Genomic DNA, 12,766 nt, shown 5'->3' on the forward strand with positions numbered 1-12,766 from the left:
TGGCTCCATATGCTAACGTTTCGTTATTTAGATCAGACGTATAACAATGAGGCTATAACCAGATAACCTCACCATATTATTTTAAAGCTATTTATTTTAAAGCTACTTACTTCAAAACTGTCTATTTCAAATGGCTGTGCGCTATAAAACATCTGTCGTCTTATAACGATTTTTAGCGATGACTTGCTAGAATTATCCTTTAGGAATGAGCCTTTAAGCTAAAGGCTTTAAACCACTCTCAAGAAAATCAAACCAGTTTTGACCGATGACTTTTCCAGCGTCAATCTCATTAAAACCATGTTTGAGTAAACCGTTATAGATGTTTTCCATACCGTCTTTGCCTGCAAACCATGGCAAGGTATCTGGCCAGCCTGAATTATTGGCATTGCCTTCACCATAATCCATGGCTTTTGACCAGCGCCCATTACGCATCCACTCAAGCACTGCTTGCGGCTGATTGAGACACAAGTCACTACCAATGGATAAATGCTCGACGCCATATTTGTCAGCACAATTGGCAATCATGGTACAGAAGTCATCAAGCGTACAGTCGCTGCCATTTGGTAAATGAAACGGATATAAGCTAAACCCTAACAACCCGCCTGCTTGGGTCAAGGCACTGATAACCGTATCTGACTTATTACGCAGGGCATCGTGTGCTGTGGTTGGATTGGCATGACTGATACATATCGGGCGCGATGATGCTTCTATCGCCTCAAGCGTTGAACGTTCTGCGCTGTGTGACATGTCAATAATCATACCGACACGGTTCATCTCTTTAATCGCCTGCTGACCAAAACGTGTGATGCCGCTGTCATTCTGCTCATAACACCCTGTCGCTAGTAAGCTCTGGTTGTTATAAGTCAGCTGCATAATCAATAGACCTAGGCGGCGCATCACGCTGATTAAGCCGATTTCATCATCGATTGGTGAGCAGTTCTGCGCGCCAAAGAATATGCCAACTTTGCCCTGCTCTTTTGCCATTTTGATATCAGCAACTGAGTACACTGGCAAGATAAGATCGCTATTTTGCTCAAAGCGTGTGTGCCACTCGCTAAAGCGGGTCATGGTCTGACGGGCATCTTCGTGATAGACCAAGGTGGCATGTACCGCATTGATACCACTGGCTTGTAGCATCTTAAAGTAGTCACGATCCCAATGGCTATACTGTAATCCGTCAATGACGATATGGTCTTGGTACATATCAATTCCCTTTAATACTTTTATCAGTAGCCACTATCGTTGGCGATTAAGTGCTTTTTCACACCGTGTCGCTTCGATAGCGGCGAGCAGTCTTATTAAGATAGTTCTAGTACGCTTTTTGATAAGCGGTCTTGACGATGGTATAGAACTCTTTGGCATATTGACCTTGCTCACGCGGGCCAAAGCTTGACTGTTTACGACCACCAAACGGTACATGATAGTCCGTACCTGCAGTCGCTAGATTGACCATGACGCAACCTGCTTGCACTTGTTCTTTGAACATCGCACTGCTACGCAAGCTTTGGGTGATGATGCCGCCCGTCAGACCAAAGCGCGTGTCATTGGTCATGGCAATCGCTTCGTCCAAATCCTTGACACGCATGACACAAGCCAGCGGAGCAAACACCTCTTCTTGGTTGATATCCCAGCTGTTGTCCGTCTCGGTAAATAGCGTCGGCAACATATAGTAGCCGTCATGCGGCATCTCTAAACGCTCACCACCAAAGGCTAAATTGGCACCTGATTGCTTGGCCTTTTCGATCCAGTCCATGTTTGATGCCAGCTGCTTGTCATCGACAACAGGACCCATAAAGATACCTTCATCAAGCGCATGGCCGACTTTTAAGGTTTTCATTTTTGCGACCACACCTTCGACAAAAGCATCATGAATACTGTCCATCACGATGAGTCGTGAAGAAGCGGTACATTTCTGTCCCGAACCACCAAACGCACCAGCCACTGCCGCATCGATAGCGACTTGCAAATCGGCATCGTCAGCGATAACCAAGGCGTTTTTGCTGCCCATCTCAAGCTGACAACGGATAAAGTTCGGTGCCGTTGCAGCAGCGACTTTGCGACCTGTTGGTACAGAACCCGTAAAACTAACGGCATCGATATCTGTAGAATTGATGAGTGCATCACCGACTGACGAGCCGCCACCCAGTAACAGGTTAAACGTCCCTTCTGGCATGCCTTGACGATGGATGATTTCGGCCAATGCCACTGCACTGGCTGGCGTTAAATTCGCAGGCTTCCAAATGACCGTGTTACCAAACGCTAGCGCTGGCGCGATCTTCCACACAGCAGTGGCCGTTGGAAAGTTCCAAGGTGAGATAATGGCGACCACACCGACTGCTTCTCGAGTAACTTCAACCTTGACACCAGGGCGTACTGAGGCTGCGTTATCACCGATTTGGCGCAATACTTCAGCCGCATAGTAATGAAAAAACTGACCTGCGCGGTAAATCTCGCCGCGACCTTCCGCAAACGGCTTGCCTTCTTCAAGAGACAACAGCGTACCCAGCTCATCACAGCGAGCAATCATTTCATCGCCAATTGCTTGTAGGATAGACTGTTTTTTTTCTAAAGGAGTCGCTTCCCATTTTGGTTGAGCGTGACGGGCAGCAGCAATAGCGTCTTTGACTTGATCGCCACTGGCCTGTGCGAACTCACCGATAGTGTCAGTGATATCAGATGGGTTAATATTGGCAACGGTATTTACGCCCGCCTGCCATTCACCATTGATATAAAGTGATTTGGTTGGGTCTTGCTGCAATATCTGTTTGGCGGTGTGAGCTGACATAAGAGCTTCCTTGATAAAGTATTCAGTATTTGATTGATTGACTAGAGTACATTCAGAGTTTAAGGCACAGCGGCATATACGACCAGCTCAACCAGCATTTCTTCACGAGCCAGTCCTGCTATTACGAGCGCTGCCCGATTTGGATAGGGTGCTTCAAAGTATTCGGCATAGACTTGGTTGACCGTTTTTAGATAGTCGCGATCGGTCACATAGATCATGACCTGTAGCACAGAATCCATGCCAACATTGGCACATTCTAGCGTGTGCTTGAGATTGTCTAGCGTTTGACGGGTTTGCGCTTCGATACCACCTGCAACCACATCACCATTTTCATCGATAGGAATCTGCGCGGTGTACAACGTACCGTTGCTAGTGATCGCCCACTCTAAAGGGGCTTTAGACGCATAAAGTGAGGTTCTGATGGCTTGTTTGGTTGAATGAGTCGTCATGTCGTCATATCCTTTGATCAATGATTGGGCAGCGATTGCTATAGAGGTATCCTACCCAAGTACTAATGATAAATCTAACTAATTAAATTTAGAATATGATAGATTTAATCTATCATAGACGATATCTTATATATTAATAGTGGTGAGGAGTAAGCGTATGAAATTACAGCAATTACATCACTTTTTATGCGTGGTAGAGGAAGGTGGCTTTCGGGCGGCGGCGGATCGCGCCAATCGCTCGCAAGCGGCGTTGTCTGCCTCGATAAAGGAATTGGAAAAAATACTGGGTCAGCGCTTATTTGAAGGAGGAAATAAAGCAACACTCACGCCTTTTGGAGAGACTTGTTTACCCAAAATCGAGCAGTTTATGACGATTTATCAAGCGCTAAAGGATGATTTAAAAGGAGCAGCCGCTGGCGATAAAGGCAAAATAAGGATTGCAAGCGTGCCATCACTGGTGACAAAACTCTTGCCTAGTGTGTTGGTTGAGTACTCCAAGAGATATCCTGATGTCGAGATTGTACTAATAGATGATAACTCTGTCGGTGTGGCCAATCGTTTACTGGCAGGTGAAATCGATTTGGCATTGGGCAACTGCACCAGTATCGATCAATCAAATATAGATTTCACCTTGCTCATATCTGACCCGATTGGCGTGGTCTGCTTAAAAAGTAACTCGTTAAATCAACCAGTAAAACCGTCAAGAAACCAACAAAAAATAGGGCTTAAATGGCAACAACTGATGACCCAGCCTTTTATTTATAATGGCACTTGTCGACTGCTCGAAAACACACCCGCCGAGGTGCTCAACCGTAATGCGCGTTACACGGTCGAGAATATTACTTCCTTATTTTCATTATTACGCAATGATCTTGGCATCACCACCCTACCCAAGCTCGCCTTTCCGTCGAATGAGCCAGAATTGGTATGGCTCGACTTACTTGAACCTGCCTTAGACAGACAAATTGGTATTTTTAAATTGGCAAATAAAACGATTTCACCGCCAGCACAAGCGTTTCATGAATTGTGCATTCAGTATATCCAGAATCACTATATTTTATAAAGACAGGTTAAAAAAAGGTTGAAAATGGGTTAAGACATACCTCATTACCGCCTACTTTTATAAGCCACTATCAGAAACTCCATTCACTTGAATAAAAGCGTCTTTCACTATGACTAAAGGTTTAATTTCCGTTACTCGTGGCCTCTTATCTGTTATCGGCATCATACTTATCATCGATTGCGCTGCATTGATGGTCGTCGGTAAAGTCAATTTCGGCTCGGTTGTACCTTTTTTAGTCGGCATGGTTTTTGTCATACATGGGATGTTTTGGCATACAATACGCAGGTTTTGCAGCCAACATTATGGCTTTAACCGCCTTTGGTATGGGTTATGGGCTGTATTTATACTTTGGTTGTTGAGCTTCGCTCTATTTATTTGGTCATTACAACAGCAGATTGCGCTTAGCCAGCAGCCTACACCGACAGTGGCAGCGATTATTATATTAGGCTCAGGCACGGTTGCAGGTAAGCCGACACCGACGCTCGCCAAGCGCTTGGACACCGCCGTGCCCCTTATCGAGACACAACCAGATGCTTTGGTGATAACCAGTGGTGGCGTTGGTTTTCAGCGTACACGTAGCGAAGCCGATATCATGGCCACGTATTTGCATGAGGCACATGGCGTGCCATTCGAACGCATTTTACAAGAAGGTAAAAGTACCAGTACGGAAGAAAACCTCGCTAATAGCCGAGCGTTGTTAGAAGCAAAAGGGCTATCTATCGCTGATCCTATCGCCATCGTTACCAGTGATTTCCATAGCATTCGCGCGATCAGCATTGCGCGACATCAGGGCTATACACAACCGATCACAGTCGCCAGTCCGACACCTTTATCCATTCGTTACAACGCTTGGTTTCGCGAGTATTTTGCCTTTGTCAGTGGTTGGTTGTTAGGAGAGTATTGATGGTGATGTATATTTCACCAGCTTAAACAAGCTTACTGCTAAGTATCATAGCTACAGCGTTGCCGCAGTGCTGTTTTTACCAATCAAAACGGTGGTAATTTTACAGTGCGTTATAATCAGTAAGAACCGCTGATAAATACTGCAAATAAAAATAATAATAATGGAGCGCATTATGCTATTGGATATCTTTTTAACTGTTCATTTTATGCTACTGATACTGATCTCTTTGCGAGTGCTTGCGCGCCATGATCTGACCTCGTCCGCTCGGCTTGCTTGGCTCGTCATATTGTTCATTTTGCCTTATCTGGGGGTTGTAATTTATTGGATGTTTGGTGAGGTGCATCTAGGACGCGATTTTACGCGCAAACGTAAAGAGATCATCGATAAATTAAGCGCACATAGTCCCGAAGTACTTGGTGATGACATCGCTTTGTCGGAGGCTATCAAACCTGAATACCAAGCGGCCTTTGCCTACTCTGCCAATGCAACTGGCTATCATACAACGGTGGGCAATCACGCAGAGCTAATGGCAGACGCTGCTGAGACGCGCAAACGTATGATTGCTGACTTTGATGCAGCGACCGATCATATTCATGTGCTGTATTATATTTGGCTAATCGATGGTATGGGAATCGATACTGCTCAAGCGCTCATACGAGCGGCAAGGCGCGGCGTCATATGCCGAGCAATGGTTGACGGTATGGGCTCACGAAAAATGGTCGGCTCAAAGATATGGCAGGAAATGATAGAAGCTGGCGTACAAGTCAGTGTTGCCCTACCAATTAGTAATCTTTTAAAGGTACTCATGTTTAGCCGGATTGACTTGCGAAATCACCGCAAGATTACGGTTATTGACGGCAAAATCGGCTACTGTGGCAGTCGCAACTGCGCCGATCCTGAGTTTCGTGTAAAGCCAAAATTTGCGCCGTGGGTAGACATTATGCTGCGGGTCGAAGGACCAGTGGTGGCACAGAATCAGATGTTGTTTGCCAGTGATTGGCTGACTGAAAATCCTGATACGCCGCTTGACAGCTTTCCTTATTTTATTGACCCACAACTAAAGCAACAAAAATCCCCACAGCCAGAAACTGATGAGCCTTTACCAATAACATCACCGCCACCTTTACCGGTCACATCACCGCCAAATGGCTTTGCTGCACAAGTTTTTTCTGATGGTCCTACACAACGACGCAGTACCACGCCACAATTTTTAGGTGTCTTAATTGGTCAGGCAAAACGAACCCTGATTATCTCAACGCCTTATTTTGTGCCTGATTATTCGCTCGTCAGCATTTTGTGTGCGACCGCTTATCGCGGTGTACAAGTAACCATGATTTTCCCAAAAAATAACGACTCAATAGTCGTGGCTGCTACCAGTCACAGTTATTACTGGCAGCTGCTTGAAGCGGGGGTCAATATTTACGAATATAAACCCGGTTTATTACACGCAAAAACCTTGACCATCGATGGCGAAATCAGTCTGATTGGCTCGACCAATTTAGACTTGCGTAGCTTTGATTTAAACTATGAAAACAACATTGTGTTTAGCGATAAAACACTCACAGCGGCCATCGTTGAGCGACAATACCAGTATATCGCTGATTCTGAAGAGGTCACTCGTGAGCAAGTTGAGAACTGGCCGTTATCTTATAAAATCTGGAATAACATTGTCGCCACGATGGGACCTGTCTTATAACCCATTATTAGTGCGTGTCCTCAATTCAATTGATCATATCTAAACGAGCTAATGACCTTAAGCCATTCTATTCAGCTGCTGTCTTCTGCAAAATATAAACGACAAACTTAGCTTGCGTCGTAAAGGATTCTGTTTCGACCGCTGCTAGTAGCGCCTGTCTTTTTTCATTAAGCGCACGATAAGCATAAGGCGTCATGGTCATCAAATCAGCCAAATCAGCGGCTGACAACGTCATCTCTGTACTGACATGCTCCGTACCCATTAGCGTGAAATATGGAGCCAATTCATGCAAAAACTTATCCGAATCATGCTCGCGGACGTTATCAAATAACGCTTCGCGCATCGTCGCTAGATGCCCGATATCAGGCTTAGCAATGATTAAATAACCGTCTGCAGTCAATACCTCATTGAACGCGTCTGGCAAGATAGGGCTAAAAATACTGCTAATACCCTTTATGCTATGAGCGCGTAACGGCAAATGGGCAGCGCTGGTAACAAGCGGATAGATGACTGCCGACTTGGCTGTCTCATTAGTAATACTGTCTTTAACTTGCTGATACCAAAGACGCCTCACCGCTTTGCTCGTTTTCGCAAGCTCTACCACAGCCGGTTTACTGATATCTGCGGCGATGAGCGTATCCATGCCTGTCTGTGCCATTGCCTGCGTGTAATAACCTTCACCGCAGCCAATATCCAACCAATTGATTGTCTTGCTATCCTTTTTAGTTATCGGCTCAATTGCTGAATCAGCGACCGACTCATTTTTCGCCAACAATTCCCTCATTTTTTGGCAAATAAGCGTCTGCAATGGCTGATAATGTCCGGCGTTTAAAAACCGTTTGCGCGCCTCGATTGATTGCTGGCTATCACCCGGTGCTTTGGATTTTTTTTGTTGTACGGGCAGTAAATTAATATAACCCTGACGTGCCACATCAAATGGATGAGCGGTTTGTTTTGGGTGCAAGCTGCCATCGCAGCGCCACGTATCTGCGGCAGGCTGTAATGGTGATTGGCAAAGGGGACAAATAAATAAGCTCACAAGTATCTCAACGTCATCGCAATATGGCTGCCATTTTAACAAAATTCAGGCTTACTGCGTGATAAAAGGCGCGATAAACAATGCAGGAAAGAAAATGCAAAAAACAAACTATCAGCAACCAAACTATTAGCAACAAAAAAAGCCACCTCAACTAAAGTGAGATGGCTTTTGCGTACATGATATTCATATTAATGTTCGAGCGATATGGCTGTGTTAACGCAGTTTTAAGGTCATGAGCCCAAGGATGACGAGAATAATGGCAATAATCCAAAACCTTGCCACCACTTGCGTCTCTTTCCAGCCAATTTCTTCAAAGTGATGATGCAATGGTGCCATGCGAAAGACGCGCTTTTTACGCAGCTTATACGAGCCAACCTGTAGCATGACCGATAACGCTTCGGCGACAAATAGACCACCCATAATAGCAAAAGCAATCTCTTGACGAGTCATAACGGCAATCGTACCAAGCATCGCCCCGAGAGCAAGCGCCCCCACATCGCCCATAAATACTTGGGCTGGATGGGCATTGAACCATAAGAAACCAAGCCCTGCACCAATCATCGAACCACAGACAATGAGAACCTCGGAGTTATAGGCAATATAAGGCACATGCAAGTAATCAGCAAAGCGTACATCACCTGATACATAAGCCATTGCGCCCAAACCTGCCGCGACCAAGACCACGGGCAAAATAGCTAAACCATCCAAGCCATCGGTTAAGTTGACGGCGTTAGAAGCACCATTAATCACAAAGTAGGTAAAGATAATAAAGCCAATACCAAATGGCACTGCCGAAAAAGGAATCATCCAATCTTTAAAAATCGGTAGCAGCAAATCCTGCATCTCACGCGTGGTCGCGATATCTGGCTGCAAGGTAGCGATATAATACAAAGACACACCGACGAACAAAGCACCCATAGAGAGCCAAAAATATTTCTTGCGAGCAATTAAGCCTTTGGGATCTTTATACTTAATTTTTAGCCAATCATCTGCCCAGCCGACCGCGCCAAAGATAATCATGACAATGAGCAAAATCCAGACATACGGATTATTCAAACGCGCCCATAGTAAGGTGGACACACCAATCGCACTTAAAATCAGCACTCCACCCATGGTCGGCGTACCAGTTTTCGCCAAATGCGATTGCGGGCCATCATTGCGAATCGCTTGACCATATTTCAATGCACGCAGACGTCGAATGACAGGCCCACCAAAAAACATGCTAAATGCGAGGGCGGTAATGACCGCGAGTAACGCTCGCAGCGTCAACGAAGAAACCGCAGAAAACGGCGTGTAATACTGGCCAAGCCAGCCAAACAACCAAACTAACACCGCCTACTCCTCGATTAGCGCATTGATAAGGGTTTCCATTTGCATGGAACGAGAACCTTTAAACAGCACCGTACAAGGCTGCGCCTGCTGCGCTTGCAAATACGGCTTCAAATACGCCAATAAACTGTCTTTATCGGTAAACGCATGGGCATTGATGTCAGAAACTTCTTGTGCACCCGCCACGGTAAAAGGCGCGTATTCACCAACACACAGCAGCACATTGATGCCCGTTGTCGCGATCGTACGACCCAAGCTTTGATGCTCGCTGACCGCCGCCTCTCCCAGTTCTGCGATATCGCCCAGCACCATGACTTGCGTGCCTGTTTGCGCCGCCAATACTTTTGCTGCCGCTCGCACCGAATGCGGATTGGCATTATAAGTATCATCAATCAGTCGATGCATGCCTAACAGCTGACTGTTCAAGCGCCCCTTAGCAGGACGTGCATTTTCAAGCCCGACAACGATATCACTAACATCGATATTTAGTGCATGGGCACAAGCAGCAGCGGCTAAAGCATTATTGACATTGTGCTCGCCCGCTAGTGGCAAGTTGATATCATGGACTTGATTGCCGATATGCAGCTTAAATTCACTGCGCTCAGGCTCGACATCTAAATGGCTGGCACTGACATCAGTATTACCAAAGCCAATCACGTGTGACGTATATTTTTCAGCGATACGGCGTAATTGATTGGTAAAATCATCTTTATCAGGAACGATCGCAAATTGACTGTCATTCAAGGTATGGTAAATCTCAGCCTTGGTTTGGCAAATCCCTTCACGGCTACCAAACTCACCCAAATGCGCCGTACCAATGTTTAAAATACACGCGACATCTGGCTTTACAATCTCGGTAGTATAAGCAATTTCGCCAATATGGTTTGCGCCAAGCTCTAGAATGGCATAACGATGGTGGTCGGATAATTCGAGCAACATCATCGGCACACCCAAGTCATTATTTAGGTTACCACGGGTAATCAATGTCGGTGCTAGTCTGCCAAAGATACTACCCAGCATCTCTTTACAGGTGGTCTTGCCGCTAGAGCCAGTAATAGCAATGACGGTTAAATTTTGATGCTGTTGACGACGATACGCAGCCAATTGTCCTAGCGCCAAACGGGTATCGCTCACCACTAACTGCGGAATGCTATTTGCATCAGCCGTAGCAATAGGGCGAGCGACGATAGCCGCAACCGCACCTTGCGCGATGGCAGTATCGATATAATCGTGACCATCAAAATTATCACCCGTTAACGCTAAAAATATATCACCAGGTTTTATCGTACGGGTATCGGTGGCGATACGAGTGCTCATGACATCATTTACTGAAGTGTTTTCTGAGTCGGATTGCCCCTCACTCAGCTGCCAATGCCCATTGAGTGCTGCGGTTGCCGCGAGCAGATTGTCTGCTTGCCAAACATACAGCCCTTGCGACTGAATGCTGTTATCGTTGTCGGCTGTCATAATGATTACCTTATATATATGATGACTACTTATTTATTTTTTATAGTTAACGACTAGGGCGTGTCTTCAATTTAATCGATTATTATATAAATGGACTAAAAATGGCTAAATTTTGCCAAACATCGTCAACTAGCTTATTAATATCTCGATATTATTTGCGCTACTTTCCTTGTTTGACGGTAATTTATCTCATTTTTATTACCATTTTAAAATGAGGACACGCCCTAATACTTTTTAGATAGCATGAAAAACTGACTGTAAGCGCTATTATTTATTTATAAATGCTATACACGCCCTGCTTGTTTTAAGGCGTTTTGCAAAATAACACTGTCGTCAAAATCATAACGAACATGGTTAATTTCTTGATAGGTTTCATGACCCTTGCCAGCGATCACGACGATATCATCAGGCGCTGCTTGATTGACCGCATACTCAATCGCTGCTTGGCGCGCAGGTTCGATATGGGTACGCTGATATTGCTCACTCGTCATGCCCGCTTGCATATCTTGCAAAATGACATTGGGATCTTCGGTACGTGGATTGTCTGCCGTTAATACGACTTTATCCGCGCCTGCCAAGCCTGCTTGCGCCATCAAAGGACGTTTGCCCGCATCACGGTCGCCACCACAACCAAACACTGCCCATAGTTGACCTTTACAATGGGTCTTTAGGCTGGCAAGCACTTGGCTTAAAGCATCTGGCGTATGTGCATAATCAACGATAAAGCAACCATCATTAGACGGCACACGCTGCATACGTCCAACCGCACCTTGTAGCTGCGGCACCACTGCAGTAAAACGCTCAAGGCTAATGCCTAAAGCGACGGCAGATGCCATTGCGGCAAGCAAATTGGCAACATTAAAGCGCCCGAGTAATGGGCTGACGATACCTAAATGATTAACTTCGCCATCGCCTAAATCAGTACGTAGCGTAATCTCGACACCTTTTAAGCTTGGTTTGATTTCAGCCGCAACAAAGGTCGCAGATTTTGATGATTCTAAACTATACGTCCAGACCGTTAAATCACTGGCATGTGCGGTGTCGAGCATAATCTGGGCATATTCATCATCGATATTGATAATGGCATGGGTTAAATCTGGAAAATGCGCTTTATCAAACAGTTTAGCTTTTGTTGCTGCATACTCTGCCATATCGGCATGATAGTCTAAGTGGTCACGGCTTAAATTGGTATAAATCGCCACCGACACTGGCATACCTTGTAAACGCTGCTGATCTAAACCATGTGAGCTGGCTTCCAATGCCAATAATTCAGCATTCTCTGAACCCATTTGATATAAAAACTGCTGAACTGCTAAGGCATCACCCGTGGTATGGCTGGCTTGCACCAAAGCGCCAAGCCTACCATTACCTGCTGTGCCCATGACCGCGCTGCTCATACCTGTCAGCTGCGTCAGTTGCGCCACCAATTGACTGATGGTGGTTTTGCCATTGGTGCCCGTCACCGCGACCACCGTTGGCAAGGTCACGGGCTGCTGATATTGCAAACGTGCTTGAATGAGCGTTCCTAAAAAATCACGAATATTGGGCACGTATAAAACAGGGCAAGGCAGTGCTGCTAATTGCCGCTGTGCTTTAGCAGTACTATCATTCGATAAAGTGATATCGGCATGATTTGATACACTAGTCGTGTTAAGCAAAGCCGTAGGATCTATTTCTGATAGGATAAAAGCCGCATTTTCAGCGGCTTGATAGAGGTAGTCGCGACTTTTTTGACAGTTTGGTATGTGGCTTTTTAATAACACAAACACATCGTTCGGCTCTAGCTGACGACTGTCTAAACGAAACTGCAGGAATGGAATATCAAGAAACGAATTCATTGGTTTTGAATCCGCTCCAATCAATGTCGTCTGAGTCGATAGTTTTTGCAATGCCTGCTCTATACCTACACCATGCCTGCTATTGCTACTACTAGATTCAGTCAGCTGCTGCAAGGTGACTGGGGTAATGCTTGGCGACGAGGGTGACAGGGTCATTGGCAAATCCTATACGGTTAAAACACATCAAATAGTTAAA

General features: G+C 45.6%; 10 protein-coding genes. 3 read left to right on the forward strand and 7 right to left on the reverse strand.

Translation table 11 applies throughout. The features are described from left to right. Positions 1-213: 213 nt before the first annotated feature. The 3 genes from ACI2JM_RS09795 to ACI2JM_RS09805 all read right to left on the reverse strand — a co-directional run bounded on the left by ACI2JM_RS09795 (position 214) and on the right by ACI2JM_RS09805 (position 3,234). Positions 214-1,203 (reverse strand): membrane dipeptidase, encoded by a 990-nt coding sequence (locus tag ACI2JM_RS09795; protein ID WP_404643845.1) that lies wholly within the window; start codon positions 1,201-1,203, stop codon positions 214-216. 106 nt (positions 1,204-1,309) lie between these two features. Next, complete coding sequence (locus ACI2JM_RS09800) at positions 1,310-2,785, reverse strand: aldehyde dehydrogenase family protein (RefSeq protein ID WP_404643847.1); 1,476 nt, start codon at positions 2,783-2,785, stop codon at positions 1,310-1,312. 59 nt (positions 2,786-2,844) lie between these two features. Beyond that, a complete protein-coding gene (locus tag ACI2JM_RS09805; RefSeq protein ID WP_045452370.1) occupies positions 2,845-3,234 on the reverse strand; it encodes a RidA family protein in 390 nt (129 codons plus the stop codon). Positions 3,235-3,391: 157 nt separating this feature from the next. Here ACI2JM_RS09805 and ACI2JM_RS09810 point away from each other — a divergent pair, with 157 nt between their 5' ends. From ACI2JM_RS09810 to ACI2JM_RS09820, 3 genes are all read left to right on the forward strand, one after another. Next, the gene (locus ACI2JM_RS09810) at positions 3,392-4,297 is read left to right on the forward strand and encodes a LysR family transcriptional regulator (protein ID WP_404643849.1); all 906 of its coding nucleotides are present in this window, start codon (positions 3,392-3,394) and stop codon (positions 4,295-4,297) included. A gap of 109 nt (positions 4,298-4,406) precedes the next feature. Further along, a complete protein-coding gene (locus ACI2JM_RS09815; protein WP_404643851.1) occupies positions 4,407-5,201 on the forward strand; it encodes a YdcF family protein in 795 nt (264 codons plus the stop codon). A gap of 172 nt (positions 5,202-5,373) precedes the next feature. After that, positions 5,374-6,897, forward strand: a complete 1,524-nt coding sequence (locus ACI2JM_RS09820) for a phospholipase D-like domain-containing protein (RefSeq protein WP_404643853.1) — start codon at positions 5,374-5,376, stop codon at positions 6,895-6,897. A 67-nt stretch (positions 6,898-6,964) separates the two neighbouring features. Here the strand turns inward: ACI2JM_RS09820 and ACI2JM_RS09825 are convergent, their stop codons facing one another. The 4 genes from ACI2JM_RS09825 to ACI2JM_RS09840 all read right to left on the reverse strand — a co-directional run bounded on the left by ACI2JM_RS09825 (position 6,965) and on the right by ACI2JM_RS09840 (position 12,726). Next, the gene (locus tag ACI2JM_RS09825) at positions 6,965-7,936 is read right to left on the reverse strand and encodes a putative RNA methyltransferase (protein ID WP_404643855.1); all 972 of its coding nucleotides are present in this window, start codon (positions 7,934-7,936) and stop codon (positions 6,965-6,967) included. 213 nt (positions 7,937-8,149) lie between these two features. Next, positions 8,150-9,268, reverse strand: a complete 1,119-nt coding sequence (mraY, locus tag ACI2JM_RS09830; RefSeq protein WP_087813657.1) for a phospho-N-acetylmuramoyl-pentapeptide-transferase — start codon at positions 9,266-9,268, stop codon at positions 8,150-8,152. Between the two features lie 3 nt (positions 9,269-9,271). Further along, a complete protein-coding gene (murF, locus tag ACI2JM_RS09835; RefSeq protein WP_372861947.1) occupies positions 9,272-10,732 on the reverse strand; it encodes a UDP-N-acetylmuramoyl-tripeptide--D-alanyl-D-alanine ligase in 1,461 nt (486 codons plus the stop codon). 284 nt (positions 10,733-11,016) lie between these two features. After that, the gene (locus tag ACI2JM_RS09840; RefSeq protein ID WP_404643857.1) at positions 11,017-12,726 is read right to left on the reverse strand and encodes a UDP-N-acetylmuramoyl-L-alanyl-D-glutamate--2,6-diaminopimelate ligase; all 1,710 of its coding nucleotides are present in this window, start codon (positions 12,724-12,726) and stop codon (positions 11,017-11,019) included. Between the last annotated feature and the right edge of the window lie 40 nt (positions 12,727-12,766).

Origin of the sequence: Psychrobacter sp. NPDC064578 (assembly GCF_044901245.1) — a bacterium.
Classification (GTDB): Bacteria; Pseudomonadota; Gammaproteobacteria; order Pseudomonadales; family Moraxellaceae; genus Psychrobacter; species Psychrobacter cibarius_C.

Coding starts and splice junctions, on each gene's coding strand:
- ACI2JM_RS09795 (WP_404643845.1), bottom strand. CDS start 1,203: ATGTACCAAGACCATATCGTCATTGACGGATTACAGTATAGCCATTGG.
- ACI2JM_RS09800 (WP_404643847.1), bottom strand. CDS start 2,785: ATGTCAGCTCACACCGCCAAACAGATATTGCAGCAAGACCCAACCAAA.
- ACI2JM_RS09805 (WP_045452370.1), bottom strand. CDS start 3,234: ATGACGACTCATTCAACCAAACAAGCCATCAGAACCTCACTTTATGCG.
- ACI2JM_RS09810 (WP_404643849.1), top strand. CDS start 3,392: ATGAAATTACAGCAATTACATCACTTTTTATGCGTGGTAGAGGAAGGT.
- ACI2JM_RS09815 (WP_404643851.1), top strand. CDS start 4,407: ATGACTAAAGGTTTAATTTCCGTTACTCGTGGCCTCTTATCTGTTATC.
- ACI2JM_RS09820 (WP_404643853.1), top strand. CDS start 5,374: ATGCTATTGGATATCTTTTTAACTGTTCATTTTATGCTACTGATACTG.
- murF (WP_372861947.1), bottom strand. CDS start 10,732: ATGACAGCCGACAACGATAACAGCATTCAGTCGCAAGGGCTGTATGTT.
- ACI2JM_RS09840 (WP_404643857.1), bottom strand. CDS start 12,726: ATGACCCTGTCACCCTCGTCGCCAAGCATTACCCCAGTCACCTTGCAG.